This is a genomic window from Mycobacterium sp. JS623 (assembly GCF_000328565.1).
Lineage (GTDB): Bacteria > Actinomycetota > Actinomycetes > Mycobacteriales > Mycobacteriaceae > Mycobacterium.
The window spans coordinates 5,167,574-5,191,909 of record NC_019966.1 but is presented as its reverse complement, the minus strand read 5'-3'; the positions used below and the strand labels follow the sequence as shown (position 1 = coordinate 5,191,909).

19 protein-coding genes and 1 pseudogene are annotated in these 24,336 nt (G+C 64.2%); 12 read left to right on the top strand and 8 right to left on the bottom strand.

What is annotated here, in order from left to right; translation table 11 throughout:
• Nucleotides 1-412: 412 nt before the first annotated feature.
• Nucleotides 413-1,342, bottom strand: a complete 930-nt coding sequence (locus tag MYCSM_RS25275) for an alpha/beta hydrolase (protein ID WP_015309013.1) — start codon at nt 1,340-1,342, stop codon at nt 413-415.
• Between the two features lie 540 nt (nt 1,343-1,882).
• Here MYCSM_RS25275 and MYCSM_RS25270 point away from each other — a divergent pair.
• A complete protein-coding gene (locus tag MYCSM_RS25270) occupies nt 1,883-3,196 on the top strand; it encodes an adenylate/guanylate cyclase domain-containing protein (RefSeq protein WP_015309012.1) in 1,314 nt (437 codons plus the stop codon).
• 25 nt (nt 3,197-3,221) lie between these two features.
• On the opposite strand, the pseudogene MYCSM_RS36225 reads toward MYCSM_RS25270, so the two are convergent.
• A pseudogene (locus tag MYCSM_RS36225) lies at nt 3,222-3,446 on the bottom strand (tyrosine-type recombinase/integrase); the annotation flags it as partial.
• Nucleotides 3,447-3,690: 244 nt separating this feature from the next.
• Here MYCSM_RS36225 and MYCSM_RS25265 point away from each other — a divergent pair.
• Both MYCSM_RS25265 and MYCSM_RS25260 read left to right on the top strand, forming a co-directional pair.
• The gene (locus MYCSM_RS25265; protein ID WP_015309010.1) at nt 3,691-6,276 is read left to right on the top strand and encodes a patatin-like protein; all 2,586 of its coding nucleotides are present in this window, start codon (nt 3,691-3,693) and stop codon (nt 6,274-6,276) included.
• A gap of 44 nt (nt 6,277-6,320) precedes the next feature.
• Nucleotides 6,321-6,674 (top strand): hypothetical protein, encoded by a 354-nt coding sequence (locus MYCSM_RS25260; protein ID WP_015309009.1) that lies wholly within the window; start codon nt 6,321-6,323, stop codon nt 6,672-6,674.
• Between the two features lie 34 nt (nt 6,675-6,708).
• Here the strand turns inward: MYCSM_RS25260 and MYCSM_RS25255 are convergent, their stop codons facing one another.
• Nucleotides 6,709-8,211, bottom strand: coding sequence for a hypothetical protein (locus tag MYCSM_RS25255; RefSeq protein ID WP_015309008.1), 1,503 nt, complete (start codon nt 8,209-8,211; stop codon nt 6,709-6,711).
• Nucleotides 8,212-8,539: 328 nt separating this feature from the next.
• Between MYCSM_RS25255 and MYCSM_RS25250 the strand changes: the two genes are divergently transcribed.
• The 5 genes from MYCSM_RS25250 to MYCSM_RS25230 all read left to right on the top strand — a co-directional run bounded on the left by MYCSM_RS25250 (nt 8,540) and on the right by MYCSM_RS25230 (nt 14,285).
• Entirely contained in the window at nt 8,540-9,376 is an 837-nt protein-coding gene (locus MYCSM_RS25250; RefSeq protein WP_015309007.1) for a hypothetical protein, read from the top strand.
• Between the two features lie 67 nt (nt 9,377-9,443).
• Nucleotides 9,444-11,108 carry a hypothetical protein gene (locus MYCSM_RS25245; RefSeq protein ID WP_015309006.1) on the top strand — a complete coding sequence of 555 codons (1,665 nt, stop codon included), beginning with the start codon at nt 9,444-9,446 and terminating at the stop codon, nt 11,106-11,108.
• 107 nt (nt 11,109-11,215) lie between these two features.
• Nucleotides 11,216-12,475: a biotin/lipoyl-containing protein gene (locus tag MYCSM_RS25240; protein ID WP_015309005.1), complete on the top strand. Its 1,260-nt coding sequence runs from the start codon at nt 11,216-11,218 to the stop codon at nt 12,473-12,475.
• Between the two features lie 34 nt (nt 12,476-12,509).
• Complete coding sequence (locus tag MYCSM_RS25235) at nt 12,510-12,989, top strand: hypothetical protein (protein WP_015309004.1); 480 nt, start codon at nt 12,510-12,512, stop codon at nt 12,987-12,989.
• A 162-nt stretch (nt 12,990-13,151) separates the two neighbouring features.
• Nucleotides 13,152-14,285: a hypothetical protein gene (locus tag MYCSM_RS25230; RefSeq protein WP_015309003.1), complete on the top strand. Its 1,134-nt coding sequence runs from the start codon at nt 13,152-13,154 to the stop codon at nt 14,283-14,285.
• Nucleotides 14,286-14,303: 18 nt separating this feature from the next.
• Here MYCSM_RS25230 and MYCSM_RS25225 read toward each other — a convergent pair whose 3' ends face one another.
• Both MYCSM_RS25225 and MYCSM_RS25220 read right to left on the bottom strand, forming a co-directional pair.
• On the bottom strand, nt 14,304-14,639 hold the full coding sequence (locus MYCSM_RS25225) for a thioredoxin family protein (RefSeq protein ID WP_041314957.1): 336 nt from the start codon (nt 14,637-14,639) through the stop codon (nt 14,304-14,306).
• A 461-nt stretch (nt 14,640-15,100) separates the two neighbouring features.
• Nucleotides 15,101-15,757, bottom strand: a complete 657-nt coding sequence (locus tag MYCSM_RS25220) for a hypothetical protein (protein WP_015309001.1) — start codon at nt 15,755-15,757, stop codon at nt 15,101-15,103.
• Nucleotides 15,758-16,212: 455 nt separating this feature from the next.
• On the opposite strand from MYCSM_RS25220, the gene MYCSM_RS25215 reads away from it, so the two are divergent.
• From MYCSM_RS25215 to MYCSM_RS25200, 4 genes are all read left to right on the top strand, one after another.
• Nucleotides 16,213-16,986 (top strand): hypothetical protein, encoded by a 774-nt coding sequence (locus MYCSM_RS25215; protein WP_041312663.1) that lies wholly within the window; start codon nt 16,213-16,215, stop codon nt 16,984-16,986.
• A gap of 28 nt (nt 16,987-17,014) precedes the next feature.
• On the top strand, nt 17,015-20,179 hold the full coding sequence (locus MYCSM_RS25210; RefSeq protein ID WP_015308999.1) for a hypothetical protein: 3,165 nt from the start codon (nt 17,015-17,017) through the stop codon (nt 20,177-20,179).
• Between the two features lie 223 nt (nt 20,180-20,402).
• The gene (locus MYCSM_RS25205; protein ID WP_015308998.1) at nt 20,403-21,401 is read left to right on the top strand and encodes a GNAT family N-acetyltransferase; all 999 of its coding nucleotides are present in this window, start codon (nt 20,403-20,405) and stop codon (nt 21,399-21,401) included.
• Nucleotides 21,401-22,219: a shikimate 5-dehydrogenase gene (locus tag MYCSM_RS25200; RefSeq protein WP_015308997.1), complete on the top strand. Its 819-nt coding sequence runs from the start codon at nt 21,401-21,403 to the stop codon at nt 22,217-22,219. Before MYCSM_RS25205 ends, MYCSM_RS25200 begins: the two co-directional genes overlap by 1 nt.
• Here the strand turns inward: MYCSM_RS25200 and MYCSM_RS25195 are convergent, their stop codons facing one another.
• The 3 genes from MYCSM_RS25195 to MYCSM_RS25185 are packed head-to-tail and all read right to left on the bottom strand — an operon-like array spanning nt 22,220 to nt 24,191.
• The gene (locus MYCSM_RS25195) at nt 22,220-23,125 is read right to left on the bottom strand and encodes a hypothetical protein (protein ID WP_015308996.1); all 906 of its coding nucleotides are present in this window, start codon (nt 23,123-23,125) and stop codon (nt 22,220-22,222) included. It abuts the gene before it with no gap.
• The gene (locus MYCSM_RS25190) at nt 23,125-23,496 is read right to left on the bottom strand and encodes a hypothetical protein (RefSeq protein WP_015308995.1); all 372 of its coding nucleotides are present in this window, start codon (nt 23,494-23,496) and stop codon (nt 23,125-23,127) included. Before MYCSM_RS25190 ends, MYCSM_RS25195 begins: the two co-directional genes overlap by 1 nt.
• Nucleotides 23,493-24,191, bottom strand: a complete 699-nt coding sequence (locus MYCSM_RS25185) for an LpqN/LpqT family lipoprotein (protein ID WP_015308994.1) — start codon at nt 24,189-24,191, stop codon at nt 23,493-23,495. Before MYCSM_RS25185 ends, MYCSM_RS25190 begins: the two co-directional genes overlap by 4 nt.
• Nucleotides 24,192-24,336 lie beyond the last annotated feature (145 nt).

Sequence of the window (24,336 nt, the reverse complement as noted above, 5' to 3'; positions counted from 1 at the left end):
CAAAATAGGGCCAAACTGCCAAAGCAGGTGCTCCAACCCGTCCAATCAGAGGATTTTCGCCTGGCATGACCAGCAGAGAGACAACGGCGTAAGCTCCAACTCCGCCTGAAAAGCGGAAGCTCGGGTGTCGACTCGGGCTGGAGGTATCCCGCGTCGAGACAGCGGTCCGCGTGGCGGTGGACATTCCCTTCGCGACAGGTTCTCCGGACACCCCGCCGGACCCGCAAATTAGCGATTGCTTGGGAACACTTTTGAGTACCAATCCCGTGAACCGCCCGAAATCCGTGCGACGGGGTGCAAACGGTCGGACACCTGACCACATCTGGCCAGCCTTTTCACGACACTGCGAATCAGCCAAATCGCTTCGGACACAGCTCACAGACAGAGCCCGCACGGTGATCGCTAGTAAGCGTTACTGCTCTAATGAGTGGTTGATCGGCCCGTCAGCCAGCGCTGCCCGTAGGTGATCACATTGGCTGGCGAAGAATGTCAAAGACACCGGCGCGTCGGGCACGATCGAATCAAACGCGTGGAACGCGCCGACCGCAGTCTCAACGTGGCAGGGCGTGCCCGCCTCATTCAAGCGCCTGCCGTACTCGATGGCCTCGTCATGCAGCAAGTCCAACGAGCCGGTGCCGATCCAGGCCGGTGCCAGCCCGGCGAGATCGGTGCGCCGCGCCGGGCTGGCGACCGCCGGGTCCGCGTCCCCCAGATACCACCGCCAGGCTTGGCGGTTGTCACCCTCCGACCAGATCAAGCGTCGGCGACCGGTGGCTTGACTGCCGGTGCGGTCGTCGAGGTTGGGTTGGGACAGCAATTGAAAGGCCGGCTGGATCTCGCCGCGATCGCGAGCCAGAAGCGCCAAGGCTGCTGCCAGCCCACCACCGGAGCTGAGACCGCCAATCGCGACTCGTGACGAATCCACCCACGGCTGCTGCGCCAACCACAGCAGCGCAGCGTAGCTGTCTTCCAGCGGAGCGGGATATGGATGTTCGGGCGGCAACCTGAAATCGACGGCTGCAACCGCCACGTTTGCCAGATGAGACAGCCTGCGGCAGAAGCCATCTTCCAGTCGCGCGCTGCCCATCACGAACCCACCGCCGTGGATCCACAGCAACGCAGGCGCCGGATCAGCGAGGCGCGCGGGACGATGCAGGCGCACACTCACATCAGAATCGACCGCCACCACCGGCACATACCGAACGGCATTGATGCGTCCCAACAGCGTCATCGCTGCACGCGGCACCGCCAGCCCACGGCTGAGGCCATAGCCTCTCGGCAGAATTCTGGCCACGGTCCGCAAGGCAGGGTCCACATCAGGTCCCGACGTGAACGAGGTCACTTGTGGCTGGTTCCGGCGAGATCGTGCAGACCGCCTTCGATGTCGCGGATAGTTCCTACCACTACGGACATGCCTGCGATAATCCCAGCTATCACTACCTGACACGGATCTTCCGTGTGATTGGAGTGTTTGGCGCCGGCACACCTCGCGGCCTCGAAATGGTCGAGCATCAGCGGCAGGCGGAAGCTCCTAGCACTGTTACGTCGCGTAACACGCTGCGCCATATTCGCAGGAAAGCAAGCGCTCGCGTAACAACGCGTACAAACAATAATCGAAGTTCAGGGGCCATTTTCGCAGGAAAGCAGAGGGGTTCGATTCCCTTAGCTCCACCAGAGAAACACCAGCCAGACCGGGTCTACGCCTTAACTGGCGAATTAGAGACAGCCGCCCCGGCCCGCAGTCGGCCCGCAGCAGCGTTCAATTTCGGCCCTGGAACAGGTTGCGGCGCAGCGGCTTTGATTGCATTCGTCGGTGGACCCATAGCCACGGGGCCGGTCCATGTGACCAAGTTCGATCCGCTCCTCGGCTTACACTTCCGCCATGTTCTCCGAGACGCGCTATGCGATGAACGGGGACTTGCGCGTCGCCTACCGCACGTCACGTGAAGGTCCCCGCGACATTGTGTTCGTCCCGAACTGGTTCACAAACTGTGAGGTCTTTCCAGAGCTGCAGTCCATTCAAGGCTGGGTCGAGGCAATGACGTCGCTCGGTCGACTGATCTGTTTTGACCAGCTGGGCACGGGAGCGTCCGATCCCATCACGGGTGGTGCGTTGCCGACCTTGGAGCAGTGGGCTGACAGCATCACCGCGGTGCTTGACGATCTCGGCAGCAGTGAGGCGGTTCTCCTCGCAATCGCCGGTGCGTTGGCACCAGCGGCGCTGTTCGCAGCAACATATCCGTCTCGCACCACCGCACTCGTTGTACTCGAGGGCTACGCGCATCCGGAACGCCATGATGGGTTCGATCCCGAGGAATACGACGCTGCCGCCGTCGCCGTGTGGGGAACCGGGGAGTCCATCCATGTCGTGAATCCGGACATGCCGTGGAATGAGGAGATCCGGGCAACGTGGGCTCGGGCGGAACGCCTGGCCGCCAGCCCACGCACCATCGCTGTCGTAATGCCCCTGGTGACCAAAATGGACGTGCGTGCGGTTCTTCCGACAGTTCGCGTGCCGACGCTCGTGGTCCAGCACGCCGACGACCCATTGATCCTGCCCGCGATGGGCAAATACATCGCTGATCACATACCCGGCGCGAAGTACGTCGAACTCCCGGGCCGCAACCTGTACCACTGCGTGGAACCATGGCGCGCGTCGTTCCAGGAGATCGCCGAGTTCCTCACTGGCGAGCAGCCAGCAGTGGCTGACGACCGGGTCCTAGCCACGGTGCTGTTTACCGACATTGTGGAGTCGACGCGCCGGGCAGCAAAATTGGGTGACCGCGAGTGGCATGCGCTGCTCGATGCGCACGACGCCGTCGTCCGGTCGCAGCTTGCTCGCTTTCGTGGTCGAGAAGTCAGCACAGCGGGCGACGGCTTTCTGGCGACCTTCGACGGCCCGCAGCGAGCGATCCGCTGCGCGATGGCTATTCGTGACGCGGTGCAGACGCTCGGCATCGAGGTGCGGTCAGGGTTGCACACCGGCGAGTGCGAGGTGCGAGGTGCGGACATCGGTGGGATCGCGGTGCACATCGGCGCAAGGGTGAGCGCCGTGGCCGGCCCGAACGACGTGCTGGTGTCAAGCACCTTGCGGGACCTGGTGATCGGGTCGGGACTGGAGTTCGAGGATCGCGGCACTCACTCACTTAAGGGCGTGCCAGGCGAATGGCGTCTCTTCGCCGTCGCCTCGACGTAGCGTGGGTTTCGGCGAAACGGCACCATTACCCGCGCGACTTCCGACGAGCGTCGGCAGCGGTGCGGATCGCCGCGTCCAGGTTCACGGCCACCGCGTCAAGGTCGGTGTCGAACAGGTCCGCGTAGGTGTCCAACGTCATCGACGCCTTGGCGTGCCCGAGCATCCGTTGCACCGCCTTCACGTTGGCACCCGCGCTGATGGCCAGCGACGCCGCCGTGTGCCGCAGATCGTGCGGAGTGATCGTCGGGAACGACCTGCCCGGCAGTGTTACGGCCTCATGGTCGCGCTATCGGATCCGTCCACCATCCCGGCGGCAGACGACGGCGATATTCGAGTAGTCAAATACTCACGTCGACCCTTGCGCCGGGGGCGAGGCTGAGCCTATGTCGAAGATCTGTGGGCGTGACTCGTCATACGCGCGAGCTCGCATCGCGAATTGGGCTCGGCACCGCATCGACGCCGGTCTCAATGCGCCGAGTACGAGGGGTATTTGAATGACGGATGACGGAGCGGCCGCAGCTGCCGCGGCAGAGCCAACCACTGAGCTGCGGCTGGCTCTGGTGTGCTATGGCGGGGTATCGCTCGCGGTCTACATGCATGGGGTCACCAAAGAACTGCACAAATTGATCTGTGCGGCAAGGGCATTCGACAGGGACTCCGAGAACAACCCGTTCGACGAAGGACAGACCGAAGCCGTCTATTTCGAGGCGCTGCAAAGCATCAGCATGGCCGGACGCAAGCTGTCGGTCAGCATCGACATCATCGGTGGCACGTCGGCCGGCGGCATCAACGGCATCGCCTTGAGTAGGGCACTGGCTTACAACGTCGACATGGAGCCACTGAAGAACGTCTGGCTCAACCAAGGCGACATCCGCCAGCTGCTGCGCGGACCTTCCAAGGTGCCGCTGACCCTGCAGGTCGCACTGACGGTCGGCCGCCAGCTGCTCCACGCCCTCGGCAACTCCTCGCCTCTGAAGGGCGAGTACATGTCGAAGCTGTTGTTCACGGCTCTCAGCAAGATGCAGGACAGCCCGCCGCTGTCCGACGCCCCCTCGTTGTTGCCGGACATCGCCGCCGGCCTCGAACTGTATGTACCGACAACCGATCTCCTGGGTTACGACGCCCTAGTGGCCTCGGGTGCAGGTGGCGCGAGCAATCGCGACCACGACTTCCGCCAGGTCATGGTGTTCAGCCGCAACGAGGAAGCCGACGATGAGCATAAGCTCGAACAATTCGGCCCTTCCTACACCGCCGACCTCGCCTTCGCCGGACGCGCCACCTCGAGCTTTCCGGGTGCCTTCGCACCCGTGAGCCCCCAGTCGTTCGTCGAGGAAGTCACCAAGATGCTTCCCGGCACCGCGGATGTCGATGTCAGGATCCACCCGAAGACACTTTTCCTGCGCCCGTACGGATCACGCAGTAGCGCAACGCAACTCGATGAGCAGGCCGCCGCGCAGCAGGCGTGGGCGGCGGCCAAGGACGTCTATTTCGTCGACGGCGGTGTGCTCGACAATGCGCCGTTCGACCTCGTCATCGATGCGATCGCCCGACGCCAGGCGCAAAGGCAGGTGACGCGTCAGCTCGTGTATGTCGAGCCCGACCCGGGGCAGGCGCTGTATGCGCACGTCGGCGGCACAGCTGATACAGCCAGACCCAAGCGGCGGTGGCTGAAGGACCTGCTGGCCGTCAGCGGTGTCCGCGGTAGTCACCCGATCCTGACGGACCTGGCTCGCCTGCGCGACCTGAACTGGCGCATCGCCGAGGTTCGCGCGATCTCCGAACAACAAGAGCAATACGTCGCCGAACAGACGCGGGTCGCACTGGCTGAGGTGTGGAACGAGACGGGTGGCGGCGGATCCGCCGGGGTGACGCTGCTGTCGGCCCAGACCACCGCCGAGCTGGTCCAGGAGCTGGCCCCTGCTGATATCCAGTCCGCCTCGAACAGGGTCTACACACGGGCCGAAACGTCACTCGAACCTATCTGGCCTACCTATCTTCTGCTGCGGTTGGAGGCTGTGCTCAAACAGCTTTCGGCCGACATCTGCTGGACACTTCAGTGCCCGAGCCCGTCCAACGCGGCGGGTTTCATCGCCGCGGCGTGGATCGAGTGGGCGCGCGCGCAGGACTGGACGGATCGGGCAAAGCTTCGCGATCTGCTGGACGCCACCGACATGCTCTACCGGCAGCGGCGCCTGCTGTTCATCATCAACGGAATCAACGCCATGTATGACACCGCAGTCGCCCCGCCGAGAGCCGACCTGGACACGTTGAAGATGATCGTGTGGGATTTGGTCGGCCACATTCGAAGCGGCACAGCTGATGCGGTCGGCGCGCTGAAGGCCGAGGGCGCGCTCAGCTTCCTCGACATCGCCGACGAGATTGCCGTCAGGGCCGATCCCAAGGACTTCGCGGCACACCGCGCAAACGACTTTGAGGTGCTGTTGGAAAAGTACAAAGAGAAGGTGAGCGGACTGACCACCGACAGCGACCAGCTGCGCAGCGCCTTCGCCGATCACACCGCCAGCCCAGACTGGACGGAGGAAGCCAAGACAACGCTGGTGAGTAGCTATCTGGGGTTTCCGCTGTGGGACGGGATGCTGTTTCCGACGATCTCGTTGTCCAATGTTCCGCAGTTCAGCCCGATCCCGGTGGCGCAGTTCAGCCCGATCAACGCCACCGCGCTGAAACCGCCCATCGAGGAGAAGCACGGCACGCTGCGGTCATCACGGGGGGACGAGAAGCCGCCCGCGAAGCTAAAAGGCTTACCCGTCAAGCACTTTGCGGCATTCTTCGCGACCCGATACCGCCAGAACGACTACCTGTGGGGGCGCCTGGATGGCGCCGAATTAATCTTGCGCCTGCTGACCGATGTCGGCCTGAACGAGCAGGAAACCACGACGCTGGCGACCATCGGTGGTGCGCAATCGCCTGCGCCGCCCTACGCCGCCGAAGCGTTCGACGCGGTGCTGGCCAGTGAGACCGACCTGAACCTCGTGAAGGACCTGCGCGACTACCTCAGAGGCGAAATCGAAAAGATGCCCCGGACACCCTCGGGCGCAACGGTTTCGGATTCGGTGTAGTGGCTGACCCAACCGTTCCGCGATCACAGCAGGAGAAGACGCCGATGACCGAGCGATCGGAGTTGCTGAAGGCTTTCGCAGTGCTCTACGAGGACCAGCAGGTCAGTGAACCCCTCACGGGCAGCGTGCAAGAGAACCGCGTCGAGACCGCAAACTACAGGCGTTATCGGTCAAACTTGATGGACTGGCAGGAGGCCAATGTTGCCTACGCGGTCGAACTAGCACATCTGGCCCAGGCCGATCAGGCAACGAGGGCAGCCGCGCTGGAGCCGCTGCAGCGGGCAGCAGACCAGGCGTTCGACGAATTCAGAATGTCGGAGGGCATCGCTGATATTGAAATGGCCTTGACGGTCTGTCAACTGTTGTCCGAAGCGAGGCGCGAGGCTGGCGGGCAGTGAGCCGATCTCCCGCTCGCGACAAAGGATTCGCCGATCAGCTCGGTGGGAGGATCGGCGGAACCTGACAGATCCAGGCGAGAGTTTGCATGCCGGCCCGCGTGAGGGTCTGGTTGTTCACATCCGCGCCGGTGAGACTGAAAGGTCCGAGATTCAGTGCACCGCTGGTGAGTTGATCGCGTTCCTCATCGGTCCAGCGGGCTGTGATCTTGAGGTTGCGCAACACCACCATGCCCACAGTGATCAGCGTGATGGCTGTTGAAGCGGTGTTCGCGGCACTTCCGCTGGCGATCTGGCCGCGCTGAAAACCGGGCATCGACCAATCAGGCGACGTGAGGAACACCTCGTCCCACCATGGCCGATCGAAATTGACTATGCAGTAGTCAAATCCAACGCTGTAGCCGGTGAGGGTGGATGTTTCGCCGGTGAGCGTGTCCGCGACGATGGCGAGTTGCGTTCCGGGTTCGACCGCTTCTCCGACGACTTTGTCGATCTCGATCAGCACGCCGGGCACCGGAGAACGGATTTCGGAGATCAACACTTCGTCGGTGGTGGTGTTGAAGAACCTGATGCCGACCAGTGGTTCGTCTACGGCGACGGTGTCCCCCACTGCTTTGTGCCATTCGTTCACGCTGCTGGTGAATGACGGTTTGACGATGTTGGGCATGTTCACAACGTTTTGTGCAGATCTCTCGGCGGCCCTTCGGCGTACGCCGATGACGGCGAGCTGATCGCCGGCCTGCACGGTGTCGCCGTCTGCGGTGGAGGCTTCCAGCAAGGTGCCCGAAGCCGGTGCGAGAAGCGTGTTTCCGACCATCTGATCAGGCTGCTCGTCGGAGAAGTAGTGGACGCTGGCCAACGGATCACCCTCGGAGACCGTCTCACCAGCCTGCCGGAAGAAGCTCACCGGGCCCGGGTGTAGTCCCGGCTCGTCTGGCATCGTCACCAACACTTGAGCGTCGAACACCGGAACGGGAACCGGTGTCGGGGCCGGCGGCGCCGGCTGGCTGCCGTCGAAGCTGCACTGTTGCCAAGAGTCGGAATCCGGCAGAAACCAATCCGGTGGGGCCATGCTTGTGGCAAAGATATCGTCAACGACGCCAGTCGGATTGACGCCCGCGCCGCCCGGAGTAGGGCCGCCGACCAAAACGAGTTGGTTGAGGTCCAGCATTTCCAATGCGCCGGCCTTGAGGCGCTCGAACGCCTGCTTGGCGTCATCGGTGTCGAATCTGGCGACGCTCGCGGTCAGCGCCGCTTTGTACCACTGCGACAGCCGGGCACCGGTACGAGGCAGATACCAGCCCTTGCTGAGACTGGTGGCGCCCGGCAACTGGTCTGCCAATTGCGCGGCGCGCTGGTGGGCCAGAAGTTGCTGCTGGCCGGTGCTTCCGCCGACACCGAACTCCTTGGCGCTGAGCGTGGTTCCGAGCCCGTCGAAGACTACGACGATGCTTCCGGGCGTATCGCCGCCGGCGCCGCCGATCTTCTGCGCGAAGAAGCCATGGATGGCAGCGCTGAGCTCGTCAATCGTTATCGGCATCGCGACCTCGATCCCTTGGGGTCCTCGACATTTCACCGCTGCGCGCAACGGCAGTACCGACTGTGCCCCGTGACGTGCCGGCACACGTGAGTAGACGGCTACTCGAATGTCTGTGGGGGTGCGCCGAGCTTCGAGCAAGTAGGAAGTCTTTGAATAATCGAGTACTCGGCTACGTGTATCACCGCAGCCTCGCGCCGTTAGCGTTCATCCCGTGACTAAGTCACAGCGCGCAGCAGAAGGCGAGAGTTCCTCTAGCGCTGGCTTCGACACCTAATTACGCACGCGCACAGTGTTTCACAGCGAACGGCGACGGGGGAGCAGGTCCGCGATGAGTCCCGAAGATCCGCAACTGCGGTACAGCGATCAGAAATCGCATTACACCAACATCGCGCTGGCGAAGGCTCACGACGGCGATCATTCCGACTGGGATCCCGCGGCGGGCTGGGCGGCCAACCGCGCCCGGGTCATCGACGTCTACGCCTACTACCGAGACGTGGCCCTTGCTGAGCCCAGCATCTTCTTGTGGGCGGGGCTGGGGCATATGGCCGGCGGCGCGGTAGTGGGCGGTTTGGACCTCGGCATCGGTGACGTGCCGACCTCGGTGATGATCGCCGCCGGCCGCGATATCTTCTTCGACCTGGCCTGGCAGCACGAGGCATTCCTCGACGGCGCGGACATCGTCGAGCTCGCCGGGCTGCACGACCAGTTCCAGACCTATCCGTCGTATAACGCTGACGGCACCGAGGGCTTTGTTGCTGTCGCGCCGGCACTGTCATACGCCGACGCATGGCGTGACATCACCTCCGGTGACCCTGCGCGCATCGCGCAAGGTAATCAGGCGCTGCTTCGCAACGAGCAGCAGTCCATCGTTCAGCCTCACTACGACCACCTGATGTCCTTGGGTGAGGCGGGACTGGCCAGCGCGTTCACCAACAACATCCACCCATACCACCGCGGATTCCTCATCGACTTCCCCCAGGGCAACGTCTTGCAGTTCGATTCACGCTGGGGCTGGATCACGTTGACCGGCGGCATGTTTGAGAACTGGGGCAACGCCGGCGACGACGAACGCAGCCGGTTGATCGAGCTGCCCTTCGACCAGATCCTGCGCGGCGACTTCGGAGATCCTGGTCGCCCCGACCTCATGCCGCCCGGGGGGCCCTGATCATCGGCCGACATTCGACACCGGCCGAGCTGTCCACCATCCGACGCAAAACACAAGGGGAGTTCCAATGCCACTCGACAATGAACCGCGCGCACTTGCGGCCAATGTTTTGACTCAGGTTCTCAGCTATATCAAACAGAGCACGCCGACCCGCACCGATGGCAAGGCCACCCAGGGGTTTGTGTACTCGACATTGACCGTGGGCCAGATGATCTCACCGAAAGACTTCGCGTTCCCATGGAGTCCGATCGGTGGATCACCGGCCCAGACCATCCCGGGGCCGCAGCCCCCGCCCGGCGATCCGGCGGCGGCAGCTGCCGAGGCACAGGCCAAGGCCGCCGCCCAGGCGAACACCAGGCGCGCGATCAACGCGGCGTTCAAGACCGAGCAGCTGGTCAACACCATGCTGGTCGTCACCAACGACGGCACGCTGGAAACCTACAGCGGCGGCGGCCGCCATCTCGACTTCGCCTACCACGAGATCCTGCAGGCGATGGAGGCCGAAGCCGCGCCGCCGCGCTCTGATGCCGACAAAGCGCGTCTGGATGCCGCCACGAAGGTGCTCTACGACGAGAACAACAACGAAACACCGGCGTACAAGACGTATCAGAAGAATCAGGCCGACTTCGCTGCTGCGCAGGCGGCTTTCACCGTCAAGAGCAACCAGCTGCTCGCCAACCCCTTGACGGCTGATTCGGCGGGACTGCTGCTGCGCCCGGACGAAGTGTTGGTCAAGCAGGCGCGGGATCGCTGGCGCAGCCAGGGCGCCGAGGAGATCGAGGCGGCGCTGGCGACCCGGGAAAGCATGGGTGTGCCGCTGGAGCAGGGAGCGATCATGGATGCCCGGGCGCTCTACGATGCCTGGAATATCCCGGTGATCGGTGTTGGCGGTGCCGCGCAGCCGTTCTCCTACGTGTTACCCAGCGACTGGGCGGCACTGGAGAGCGACGAATCGGGCTGGACCACAATGACTCTCAACCAGGACGACTACAGCAGCCATTTCGACAGCCACGGCTACAACCTCAATACCGGTAACTGGGCAGGGCAGTCGGAGGCGACCTCCGGTGACGCCGGTATCAGCGTATTCGGCTTCGGCTTCAACGGTTCCTACTCCGAGGCCGACAGCAACAGCCACTCGGCGTCCACAACGACCGGCAGCGACGGCTCGAGCTTTCGCAACGACGCGAAGAACCTTAGCGTCAGCCTGCAGTACGGGCTGTGCGAGATCGCGCGCCCGTGGCTGATGAGCGACCTGTTCCGGTTGCAGAACTGGCATCTGGTCGGCGAGAAGGCCGGCGTGATCAGCACCGGCACCATCGACGATCAGGTGGGCTCCGAAAAGCAGCTCCTGCCGATGTTTCCGACGCACTTCCTGGTCATCCGCAACGTCAGCATCAGCGCCGAGGACTGGGGCAGCGACGGGGAGACACTGAGCACCTACTACTCCAAGCACGACTTCAGCCAGGAGGAGCATTCGAGCACCGTCAGTGGCGGTGTCGAAGTGCCCGTCTTCGGTCCCATCTGCCTGGATGCCGGTGCCTCGCACAGTGAAAGCGGTTTTTCCGGTGGGTATCAGGACGAGGCGGGGAACAGCTTCTCCAACGACTACAAGGCCCACTTCGACGGGTCCACGCTCACCGTGAAGGGCGCCCAGATCGTCGCCTGGCTGTCTGAGGTACTGCCGGCCAGCCCGCCCAAGGACGACCCGGCGCTTGCGGCGCCGCCTGCGTGAGGGATGGGACATCCGATGTCAGCTGACAACGAACTGGTCAGCGGCGAGGGTCGACGGTTGAGGGCCGCTGCTGCGGCCCTCAACCCACACACACCAGGAGGTGGCTGATGGCCGTCACCGTCGATCAACTCGCCGCCGCGGTACACCAGTTCTTCGTGGCTAAACTTCCTGGGCCGCTGGGGGATACACCGGGAAGCGCCCTGCTGGTGTTCGACACGTTCGGGGCTCCGCTGAGCCCGGCGGATTTCGGTGTTGGCGCGGCGCCCGCACAACAACAGCTGATCGCCCATCAGCGTGCGGCCCAATTGGCTGATCAGCTTCCCGCGGCCAACGGGTTGGCCAACGGCTGGTATCAGTCCCAGACGGGCGCCCGGCTGTCGCGGTGGTATCACACGGTGGTCGGTGAAAGCGTGTGCACCTCAACGTCGGTGCAAGACATCGCCACGTTCGAGAAGCGCAAGGCGGCGGCGCTGGAACAACTGGACCTCAACCAACTCGTGGAGGTCGGTGGGGTCACGCCAGCCGGCGGCTCGGTTGATCCGACCGGTGTGCAGGCCACCTTTTACGCGACGAGTATGGCGCCGTCGGACTGGTTCGAGCCGCAAGCGGCGGGCTGGGAGACACACCACATCACTGCCCAGGATTCGGCGACAACCCCGACCGGACCGTTGCCTGTACCCGAGATCCATCTGCGCACAGCCACGCCGAGTGCCAACGCCCCTGCGCCGGGTGAGGGGCCCCCGCCCACCGCATTCACCATGCCACCTATTGCCGACTCGAACACTCCGGCCACCGTGACCGCCTGGCTGAAGAAGCTGGGGGACCAAGTGCAAGCAGGTGATCCGATCGTCGAGGTGGCGACCGACAAGGTGGACACCGAATTGCAGTCACCAGCCACCGGAACCGTCTTGGACATCGCGGCCAAAGAAGGCGACGTGGTGCCCACCGGCGCACTGCTGGCACTGATCGGATCGGGCCGCCCCGTATCGCCGCCCACCACAACCGGTTTCGACGTCACCTTCGAATACTGCGTGGTGAGTTTTGACAGACCGTGGTGGGACGCCGTGTTTCTGACCACCCCAACGTGGTCGGTGTCCGGATTCGCCAAAGCCCAGATCGCCAGCGGCAGCGCGGCCAGCCCGGCGTTGGCTGTTCCGGCGATCACGACCGGGATGGTCGTGGTGCGCAACCTGAGCATCGCCGCCAACTGGACCGATCGCGATCAGCTGGCGCTCGCGGATGGCGCCGTCAGCCTTGGCCCGTTCTCCACGCTGGGCGCAGCCTTCGACGGTCAAACGCTCAGCCGCCCCGGTATGCAGGCCCTGGCCTGGATTTGCCAAGTACCTCCGGTCATGCCGCCGGCATGAGCGGTTACGGCCTTATCCCAGAAGGAGTTTCACCATGGCCACCTTCAACCCGTTCACCGATGATCCCGATAAGGCGCAAGCGTTCGACGCCGGTTATGTCGACGGCTTCACCGACCCGGATGCGCCCAACCCCGGCCCGCTCAACGCCGACCTGCTCGACGTCTACCAACAGGGCTTCGCCGAAGGGGCCCAAGACCGGGATGCGGCACCGACGGTGCCCGACCAGCCGGATCGGTTCGAATCCGCTCCCGACGGGACGCTGATCCCGATTCCGTCGGAAGCGCCGGCCGGGCATAAGATCCTCGACTCGGCGACGGTGACCGTGAGCCCCAAACGCGACTCGGGGTATTACGTGGCGATCGACAATGTGCCCGACGACAGTCATGTCGGTGAGCTAGTCGGTGAGCTGCTCACCGAAGTGTCGCTGACCAAGCTCGAGCACTTGCTGATCGAGGGCGGCGCCGAGATCGCCCCCAAGGTCCTCAAGTTCGGGGGGCTTCTGATCGGGTGCTGATCTCTGTGTTCACTCCGTCACCGATCGCCCGTGAGACGTTCCTGCGTAGCCAGCTCGACGACGGAACAAACGTCACGTACATGGTTCTCGACAAAGAGCAGTGAGAACCATTCGCCGTCGCAGCGGCAACCGTAAGTGGTTAAACGAAAGAGGGTGTTTTCCATGGCGATGACGCTTGATCAGCTTTCCACCGTCTTGCATCAATTCTTCCAGGACAAGTTGCCCGGTGCGGGTGGCGCGACACCCGGCAGCGTGCTTCTTGTCCTCGACGGGCTGGGAATCCCGTTGACTGCCGGTGAGTTCGGCGTCGGCGGCTCTGATGCACAACAGCAGCTGCTTAGCCATCAGCGGGCTTCTCAGCTGGCCGATCAACTGCCCGCGATGAATGCCCTGAAAGCGGGCTGGTATGTCAAACAACAGGGCAGCCGGCTGTCGCGCTGGTATCGCAGCGTCGTCACCCAAAGCGTATGCACCTCGCCGACCGATCAGGACAAGGCGGCGTTCGAGGCGCGAAAGGCCGCCGCCGGTGAGGCGCTTGACCTCAACGCTCTGCCCGAGGTCGCCGGAGCCACCCCGGCGGGTCCCACGGTCGACCCGACCGGGGTGGCAGATACCTTGTACGCCACGGGAATGGCGCCGCCGAACTGGTATCAGGCTGGCGCCGACGTGTGGGAAACCCACCGCATCACCGGCAAGGACACCGCGCCCGCCGCGGCGGGAACTCCGCTGCCGGTGCCGGAACTCGACGTACACCTCGCGCTCGAACCACGGGCGGCGAACCCCACGCTCGCGGGCCCCGATGCAGCGCCGGGCTTCGCCACGATGCCGCTGGGGGCGGTGACCGGCTCTGAGAGCATGGTCGCGCTGCTGCCGACACCGCCGGGACTTGGCGCGCTCATCGGGCCGGTGGGGCCGCCGCCCAAACCACCGGGGTTCAGCGTGGCGTTCGACTACTGCATCGTCAGCTTTGATCGACCGTGGTGGGACGAAGTGTTCGTCAGCACCGGCAACTGGTCGGTGCCCGGGTTCGGCAGGGCCCAGATCGCCAGCGGCGACGGCGGCAACCCAGCGGCGGCGGTGCCGCTGATCACCACCGGGATGGTGGTCATCCGCAACCTGGCGATCACCGCGGCGTGGACCGACAGCGACCGGCAGATGCTGTCGACCGATGCTGCCAGCCTCGGCCCGTTCAGCACGTTGGATGCCAGCTTCAACGACCAAACCTTGACTCGTCAGGGGATGCAGGCCATCGCCTGGATATGCCAAGTGCCCCCGGCACTTCCACCGGCGCAGTAGGGGTGCGCGGGTGCGCGTTTAGGGACCGGCCGCAGCCGCGACGGCGGCATCGACGTCGAAACTTTTCGCCTGAACCACCAAGTCCTCCAACTGCTGGGCGGACAAACCACCCGCGCGGTTGAAGATCAACCGGCGTTTCTTGAACGCCATCACCGTCGGAACGGTGCGGATCTGCGCGGCCGAGGCCAGCTGATCCTGCGCATCGATGTCGACTTTGCCGTGTAACACGTCTGGGTGGCTCTGCGACGACGCGACGAAAATGGGCGCGAACGCGCGGCTGGGGCCGGCCCACGTGGCCGAAAAATGCACCAGCACAATGTCGTTGCCGCGCACGGCGTCGCCGAAGGTGGCCATGGTGAGATCGCGGGTGGCTCCGGTAGGCTCTGGTTGGCCCTGTTGCCCGCCTTGCCCAGCGCCCAGCAATTGCTCGAAGTCGCTGTTCTGCTCGCCGTAGCGGTTGTTGAAGCCGTCGAGCACAGCCTGCTGCAGCACTGCCGTGTCGACCTCCTCGACGCGGCGCGGTGATGGGTTGCCGGGGGAGTTTTCGTAGTTGAAGTCGATCACGTCGATGAACACCGGTTGTCGCAGACCCCGAGGGGTCAGCAGCGCCAGCAAGGCAGCCGCGATGGACGGATAGGAGGTGAACTCGTTGCCCAGGAAGTCGACGATGTCGGCCCTGTCGATACTGAAATCCACTCCTACCGCGCTCAGTGCCGCGATCACGCTGTCGGGGTCTGAAGACATGGGACCTACTCTCGGTGGCGGATCGTTGCGGCCGTTGAGCAGACCGCAACGATCCGCGTGGGTGGGTGCTGCTAACCGTTGACGAGATCCCGAATCACCTGCGGGACAGCGTCATCGTCGATGCTGAGCTCATCGCCGGGCACCGATCCCTCGATCTGCTCGATCTTGTTCTGCATTTCGGCCATCTGGTCGTCGGTGAGATCGCCGACGAGCGTGTCGGTGCTGACTCCCGCCGCGGCGGCGACGTCGGCGGCGTACTGCTCGGGGCTGTTGGGGCCGTCACCGCCGGGCGCGTACTTGCGAAACGCATCCAGGATCGACAACGACGGGTACGGTCCCTGATGCAGGAACGCGGCGATCGCGGCGAATCCGGTGTCGTGGTCGGGGAAGATCAAGAAGTTGTGCCAGTTGAACTTATCCGTGAATTGGCCGAAATCGGCGCCGCCGGGTACGCCGGTCAGGTTGCCGGGGTTGTTGTTCAGCCACGCGTAGGACCCTGCGCCGTGCCGCAGGTGGGGCTGGCCCCTGCGCAACACACCGTCGTAGACCACGAAGTTGAAGATGTGTGTTCCGTTGTCCCCGTAGTCGTTTGGATCGTTGGGATTGGCGTTCGGGAACCACTGCGTGCGCGGGACGTTCTTGTCTGTTGAGGTTTGTTCGCCCGGTATCGCGTTGTCGTTCCCCTGACCGTCGTAATACCAGATGTGGTCGCCCGGTTCGAGAGCCATGATTCATCCTCCCCGAAATTATGCTGTTCGCTGGTGGTTGGGCGACCGCGTATCGCCGTCCGCACACTGCGCGTCTGCGCGCGGTGTGCGGACCGCGGATGTGCAGTCATCCCGAGACGAACCGTAAGGCGCAATTGGGCCAACCATGTGAGTATGCAACTACTCGAATTTTCTCAGCGTGGGGCTCCTGGTCTCTGACGCGGCTCGATGTCGTCATCGTGGTGTGCGGCGACGGCAGGACGAAAACGTCTGTGCGCGTGCGGAGTCGCTTCAGCGGTGTATCACATCGCTGCGATATCCCATGTGCTCGTTTTCGTCGAAAACAGGTAGAGGTCTACGCATGTCGCCGGCCCCTGTGACGGCCATGATTTGCCTACCACGGGTGGGGGAGGCCAACGATGGTGTCGTGTCGAAGGGCGCGGCGGGCACGGGCATCCTCGGAAGGGAGCATCGAAGTGCTGTATCCCATTGAAATCAAAGCCAATATCGGGGGCAATGTAGGCGACGCACTCGCCGCCCTCGGCGACCCGAGCCCGGCGACCAAACGGGTGGTCTGGTTCGCCGAAGACCGCAGCGGCATCGTGGCCGGGAAGCTGAACCTGCTGTCCCGCGGAATCATTCTGCGGGTCAGAAGCGGGGAAGACGACGATTCGACGGCCAAGCTGCGGCCCGTCGACTCCGCACACCTGACGCCGCCGTGGGCCGATCCGTTTACCGAACCGCCTTTGAAGTACCGCATCGAAGGTGACTGGTCAGGCGACCGCCACGTGGTGGCTGCTTCCGCGGAAGCCAGCCATGAGCAGGCTTCGCTGTCAGAAGCGGTGCACGACAGCCGTTTCGATCAGATCTTTGGCCCCCAGCAGCGCCGCCTCGTTCGGGACGGCGCCCACATCGCTGTCGAAGTCGGCCAACTGGTGGCCCTTGGACCCATCGACTCCACCAAGTGGCAGGACCTCACGATGGGCGGTGTGAACAACGTGGACGCCGAACGGTGGGCCGTCGCCGACCTCGACTTCCTCGAAAGGTCCGTCCGGGTCAAACCCGAAGACGATGAGACAGCGGCGCACTACGGGGCGCGCACCGAACAGGCCCAACAGAACCTGCTGAGCGCTATCGCCGAGCTCAAGCTTGAGCTCGACACCAACGCCGAAAGCAAGACGCAACGGGTGCTCGCGGCGCTGGCCGCGTCGATTCAGCGAACCGGCACCGACAGTAGGGAAGCCAGCTAACGTTAATCCTCGGGGATCGGAGGGGGCCATGGCGTCATCGGCCGGATACGAAAAGCAAGCTTACCGTGCGGGGGATGGCTACCGCCTCAAGGCCTCGGTGGTCGTGCGCAGGGGCAGAAGCCGCGAGTTGACGCGCACGGTGGCATTGATGAGTGCGCTGTTCCTGCTGCAGGTTCCGTTGTGTTTGAACGCACTCGGACGACTACATTCCGAGGCGGATCTGGCGCCGGTGGTGCCAGGGCGGCTTTCGCTGGCGGTCGACCTCGCTTTCATCGTGACACGGGTGTTCGTGGCCTATCGCGCGGCCGGACTGCTGCGATCACGCCGGGCGGCCCCGATATGGATTCGGATCAGCCGCGTCGGCGTCGCGCTGGTGTTGCTCGGCGCGCTCGGCGACGTCTGGGAAAACGTGCGGCTGTGGTGGTTGCTGAATGTGAAATCCCCAGACAGTGCCTGGTTTTGGTTGACATGGCATCAGGCGTTCGCTGGCGGCGGTCCCGGCCGGGCGGGGTTCCCGTGGTACAGCTTCGTCGTGATCACTGCCAGTGCGGCCGGGTTGGCCGCCGTGCTGCTGCCGTTGCTACTTCGCGACGACCATCAGGATGACGACCGAAAGGCAGACACCGAGAAGAAGAGCAGACCGCCGCTGGCTACCCCGGATCCCGACAGAGCTGACGACGTGGTGATCTGCTGTTCCGGTGGCGGCATCCGCGCCTCTGCCTTCAGCCTGGGCGGTCTGCAGCAGCTGCAGTCGGCCGGGATCTACCCGAAAGCCTCTGCGGTAGTGGGTGTTAGCGGCGGCGGCTATATCGCGGCCGCCTATCACGTTCTGCGCTGGAACACCTCGGACGGATCACCCACCGATCAGGATTGGAAACTCAAACCGGAATCGATGCCTCCCTACGCGCCCGACAGTCCAGAAGTTCAATGGTTGCGCCGAAACACCAAGTACGTGCTGGACTCTACGGGTGCGCTGATAAACGCCATGTTGTCGTTGACGTTCGGTATCGCGGTGAATCTGCTTCTGGTGGCGGTGGTTATCGGCAGCGTGTCTTGGCTGCTGGCGTGGCTGTATCTCGCGTCGGGTCGATTGCACCCGTGGGACGCCAGCAACGTCAGCGCCGGAATGGGGGCGCCGTGGGCGTCAGAGTGGACATGGGCCCTTCACGTTTGGGTCATACCGGCTGTCGGGGTGGCGCTTTTCGTGGTCGAGAAGGCCATTGACCGCTTCTTCAACGTGCCGCCCAGATGGCGGCCCCTGCTGCGGGTCCCCACCCCGTGGCTGATCGGCCTGGGAGCCATCCTGACCGCCTTGGTGTTGGGGGTGCCGTGGGTCGTGGAATCACTGAGCGAGTACACGGCCAAAAGCGGGTCCGTGTACGCCGGGCTGCTGCACCAAGTCGGGTTCCTACCGACGGCGGTGTGCAACGCGGTGCTGGCGACCCACACGTCTGCATGCGGCGTCAGTGCGACCCGCGACGTCAGCACTCAGTCGGCACTGACCGTGGGTTCTGTCTCGGTGGCCGCGGTCGTGAGCTCCATCCTTGCGGTCCTGGCTTCGGCGAAGGGATCGTCGACGGTCAAAGCCGTCGAGCGCGGACCGATGGGCACCTTTCTGGGCAAGGTGTGGGGGAAAGTGAAAGACCCCGTGGTGCCGTATACCGCGGTCACTGTGATCGCGGTGGTCGGTGTGATCTTTTTCCTTCACACGGTTACCCGGCTCATCGACGACATCGGTAGCCCGGCACGCAATGACGACGGGATGATCGCCGACTGGGTGACCGGCGCGAAGCTCACCGTCCTGCTGATCCTCGCGCGCCTGCTCACCGACGCCAACCGAACCTCGATGCACCACTTCTTCCGGGAAAGGATCTCCGAGGCTTTCTTCGTGCACCGAACCGAAATATTTATCGACAAGCTCGACTACAAGAAACCGCTGCGGTTTTCTCAGGCAACTCCGCGCGACGGCGGCCCGCGACTGGTGGCCTGCGCGGTGGCCAATGTGTCGGACCGCGAGATCGTGCCGTCGAAACGCGGTTGCACCCCGTTTATCTTCGGGCATCACCGAATGGGCCTGACCGACAGGCTGCTCCCGGAGGGCGCTGCGCGGCGCGCCAGTTCGGTCTACGAATTCGCTGCCGACGAGTTTTACCGCGACGCAACGATTCCCGCGGCCGTCGCGATCAGTGCGGCGGCTTTCTCGCCACTGGCCGGCCGCGAAAACGTGCGGGTCGGTCCATACCGCGCGGTGCTGGCGCTGGGCAACGCCCGCCTTGGGGTGTGGCTGCCGAACCCGATCTGGATCGATGAGTCCGACGTGCTCAAGCGCCTCCTCGCACTCGGCCGATTCGAGGAGGCCGCTGTCATCTGGAACGGGCTTCCTGAAGTCGAGCGCGACGGCTGGATCAAGATCCCCAAGCGCACAAGGGAATTGCTTGACCAGTTCGCCGATCCCGACCGCGACGATCCGTCACCACGTGACTATCCCGCGGTCAAATTTCTGTTCTGGCGACAGGCGTGGATGCGGGGCCGGGCCGTCTTCAAGAAACCCGGCATGTTCAGTCTGATCAGAGAGGCCATGGGCAAAGCCTCGCTGTACGACCGGTTCCTGTACATCACTGACGGCGGGCACTACGACAACCTGGGCCTCATCGAGGCGCTGCGTCGGCGACCCCGCGAGATTTACGTCCTTGACGCCTCCAACGATCCTGAGGACACGTTCCGCGCTCTCGGCCGGGCCATCGCCACGGCCCGCATCGACCTCAACTGCGAACTGGTCATGGACCCCCGCGGCATGCGGCGCCTGGCACAGACCCGATCCGGTGCGGCCTGGTGCGTAGGCGACTACACCTTTTTCGGCAACGGCGCCGACAGCGACGACCGCAATACCACCGGCAAGGTCTACCTGGCGAAGGCGATCATGCTCGAGGACCTACCCTGGGATATCGAAGCCTATGCGTTCGACAACCACGACTTCCCACACACCAGCACCAGCAAGCAGCTTTACGGCGAGTTCGACTTCGAGGCTTACCGCGAGTTGGGCAGCAACGCCGTCCGCGAGTTGCTCCAGTCTGATGAATGCAGAGTCAAGCGGGGTTTGGCGCCATCGCGAGGCGTGTTCGAGGACCGGGAACCGGTTGACAATGCACTTGCCGGCGTCAGCGCTCGAGGCACCAACGGCGAGAGCGAGTAGGCGAAAAACGTCACCGACCGCGGAGGAACGCCGGATCAGACGCAGTTCTTCTTGCAGCTTGGCCTAAAGGCGAGGGCCCCGTGAAGCGCGACGTTGACTACGTGCTGACCCGCCCGGCCGTGATGTCGGCCACCAACAGGTCAGGGATGTACCGCTCTTTTGTGGGCTTTGCCACCTGTTAGCTTCCTTGCTCGTCGCGACGGAGACGCCGTAGCCTCGTGACGTGTCCGGCCTGACAGTTGTCCGCGCCGACGAACTTGCTGCGCTGGAGGTTTTCGCCGGCTGTCCCACCGACTCTCTGGTGCCGTTGGCGGAACAGCTGCGACCACTGACCGCGGCGCCCGGCCAGGTGCTCATGCAGCAGGGCGAGCTTGCGGTGTCCTTCTTGATCATCGAATCGGGACGCGCCGAGGTGACGCACACCGGAGTCGACGGCCATGACACCGTCGCGGAGTTGGCGCCGGGGATGATCGCCGGCGAGATCGCGTTGCTTCGGAACGGGCCGCGCACCGCGACGGTGATCGCGAAGGGAACGCTGACCGGCTGGGTCGGCGGCAGGGACGCGTTCGCGACGATGCTCGAGCTCCCCGGCATGCTCGAGAAGCTGCTACGCGTGGGGCGTCAGCGCCTCGCCGCGTTCCTCACGCCGATCCCGGTGAAGATGCGCGATGGCACCCAACTGCACCTGCGGCCCGTGCTGCCCGGTGACAACGAACGCACGACGCACGGCCCCGTCGAGTTCTCCAGCGAGACGCTGTATCGCCGCTTCCAGACCCCGCGCAACCCCACCGCGTCATTGATGCGGTACCTGTTCGAAGTCGACTACCTGCACCACTTCGTCTGGGTGATGACCGATGGTTTCGACGGGCCGGTGGTGGCCGACGCACGCTTCGTCCGCGACGAGGATGATCCGTCGGCCGCGGAAGTGGCGTTCATCGTCGGCGACGACTACCAGGGCAGGGGCATCGGCACATTTCTGATGGGAGCACTCGCCGTCGCAGCGGATTACCATGGCGTGCAACGCTTTACGGCGCGGGTATTGAGCGACAATTATCCGATGCGCGCGATCCTCGATCACTTCGGTGCGGACTGGCACCGTGACGACCTCGGCGTCGTCACCACCGTCATCGACGTGCCCCGGCCGCCCAACCCGCCGTTCACACCGGAGCTGACCAAACAGATTCGCGACATGACCCGCCAGGTCGTTCGGGTGGTCGGCTGATGCGCCCGCCGCTTTCCAAGGACACCCGGCTGTGCATCTCGCTGGCGGGACGGCCCAGCAATATCGGCACCAAGTTTCACAACTATCTGTACGACCAACTCGGCCTTGACTTCATCTACAAAGCGTTCACCACCACCGACATCGATGCCGCCATCGGCGGGGTGCGGGCGCTTGGCATCCGCGGATGTTCGGTGTCGATGCCGTTCAAAGAAACCGTCATCCCGCTCGTCGACACGGTCGAGCCGTCCGCGGCGGCGATAAATGCCGTCAATACGATCGTCAACGACGATGGTCATCTGACCGCGTCGAACACCGATTACCTTGCCGTGCAACGTCTTATCCGCGATCACGGCCTGAATCCGGACGACGCCGTCCTGATCCGCGGCAGCGGTGGAATGGCCAGCGCGGTCGGGGCGGCGTTTTCGGGCAGTGGCTTTCATTCCGGCATCGTGGTGGCACGCAACCGTGATGCCGGGCGCGCGTTGGCAGACCGCCTGGGCTATGACTACGCCTCCGAGGTCGCAGAGCTCACCGCCCCGATCATCGTCAACGTCACGCCGATCGGGATGGCAGGCGGGCCGGAGGAAAGCGAGAAAGCCTTCGACGACGCGACGATTGCCAAGGCCTACGCGGTATTTGACGTGGTCGCTCTGCCGTCGGAGACCCCGCTGATCAAGGCGGCGCGCGCGGCAGGCGTCAAGGTGATCACCGGCGCCGAGGTGATCGCACTACAGGCCGCGGAGCAGTTCGAGCGCTACACCGGCGTGCGTCCCACTCCCGAGCAGATCGCGCAGGCCTCCGCGATTTCGCGGGCCTGACTACGGCGCGTTGACCACCACAATCTGACGGCGCATCTTCTCGATGCCCTGAGTCCACTTCGAATACATCATGCTGGCCTCGAGAAACCACACCAGTGATGAGTGCACCGCTTCGCCGCTGGGTGGGGCGTCTTCGGGCAGCAGCACCGAGAACGGGATGGACACCGGTGCGCCCCGGCGCAAGGGGATGCCCTTGCCGAGTTTGATCACGTCGCCGCGCGTGTATCCGCCGCCCGCGGCCGGTGTGCGTGCAAGAGGATGCGAGATCGAGCTGTATGCCCAGTAGATCCCGAGTTCGGCGTCGGACATATCGACGGTCGGCGTGAGGGTGACGCTGCCGCTGATGAACTCGCCTGCGCGAAAGACCAGTGATGGCAACACGATATCGAGTTCGGTCCTGCCGTCGCCGCCGGTCCGTCGCTGCGGCTCGTCGACGACATCGGCGTTGTCCCTACCGATGACGACGCGGAAATCGCCACGGGCGTCGACGTCGCGGCCGCCGCGCGCGATCGTGAGGCGTGCCGACCACCGGGCAAGCGCGTCCGACGATCCCGGCGCCCACGACGGCACTGTGAAAGACGCTGAGCCGCCGGTGAATTCGCTGGTGCCGATGGGCAGGTCGACCTTCGTGACACCGACCCAGTCCTCGGTGTCCTTCTCGCTGCCCGCGTCGGTGCCGACCTGGTCCATCATCAGCCACGAGTCATTCATTGCGGCGGCCGCTGCATCGGCGCGCCCGGCCCAGCGGTAGCGGTAGAAGTTGGTGTAACCCCAATCCAGCGTCGCCGAGGACACCTTGGCGATCGGCTTGTCGGTGGTGATGGTCGCCTGCACCGTCGTCCGCGGCCGCACCACCGCCGGCGTCACCGACACCTGTACGCCGGTGGCTCGATTGAACAGGCCCATTATTTCTTCTGCGAGGCGGCGTATTCTTCGGGCCGGTTCTTCTTCATCCACGCCCGCACCGGCCAGAACAACAGCCAAAGCGGTCCGTAGACGGCGTAGTAGACCGCCGCGCAAAAAAGCACGCCGACGATCCAGGCCGGATAGATGAGAATCAAGCAGAACTGCAGGAATTGCTTGATCCCGACCGGGTAGCCCTCGGCCTGCGACAGGACAAACCGTGGGCTCATCGCCTTCAACAGCCCCTTGCCGGTCGATGTTTCGGCCTCTGCCTCGGCCTGTGCCGCGCTGACGTCGCGACCACGTTCCTCACGGGTGAGCCCACGCGCGGGGGGCGGCGGTTCGTTGGGGGCTGGAGTTGGAGTGGCGGTCATGGAGTGATCTTCGTCTGCTCGTCGATGACGTTCGTCGCGTTCATCAACGCGCCCATCTGATCCTCGGTGCCGTCGGCGTTGAGCTGCAGCACGAACAGCCCGTCCTGGCCCGGGATCACCACCGTCTTCTGGGCGATTGCGCGCTTCACACCGCCCTTGGCGTAGGTGCCGCCGATCTGCGTCGCGTCGAAGCCGCTGAGCTTGCTCGGGCTGCCGTCCTGGGGGCCGTCATAGCCGGGCAGGTTCTTGATCTCGCCGGGCGCGTACTCCAGGATCTTCGCCGGGTCGACATTGCCCGCCAGCTTCGACACGAGCGCGATGATGGTCGGCGGGTCCTGGGCGAACGTCGGATCGCTGGACAGAATCGCTTCGTAGGCCCACTGCGGCGTGTGGTTTCCGGCGTCTGCCCATCCGGGCGGGAGCGGCAAGTCGATGGTCGGCGCGCCCGCATCGCCCCGGTGGATGGGCGTCTCGACGATGCCGTTCTCCTTGATGTAGTCGACGATCGTCTTGCTCGGGCCCGCGGCCTGTGCCGACGTCGACGGTGCGGCGTTGCTGGTCGCGGTCGACGACGCCGAGGACGTCTGCTTCGAAGTAGACGGTTCCGACTTGGTGTCCGAGCCGCAGCTGGACAGGCCGATACCGACTGCGATCGCCGCGACGGCGACAACGCCGGCCCGAATTGAGCGTGACATCTCGTCTCCTGTCGAAAAGGGAAATCTCCGGCGTAGCCTACGGTCGGCAAACATCGGGCGCAGGCGAAATCGACAGCTCGGGTGCGGTTTCGCGGCAATATCTCGCCGTTACCGGCGGCCCGGGAGACCGCACACAACTGCGACA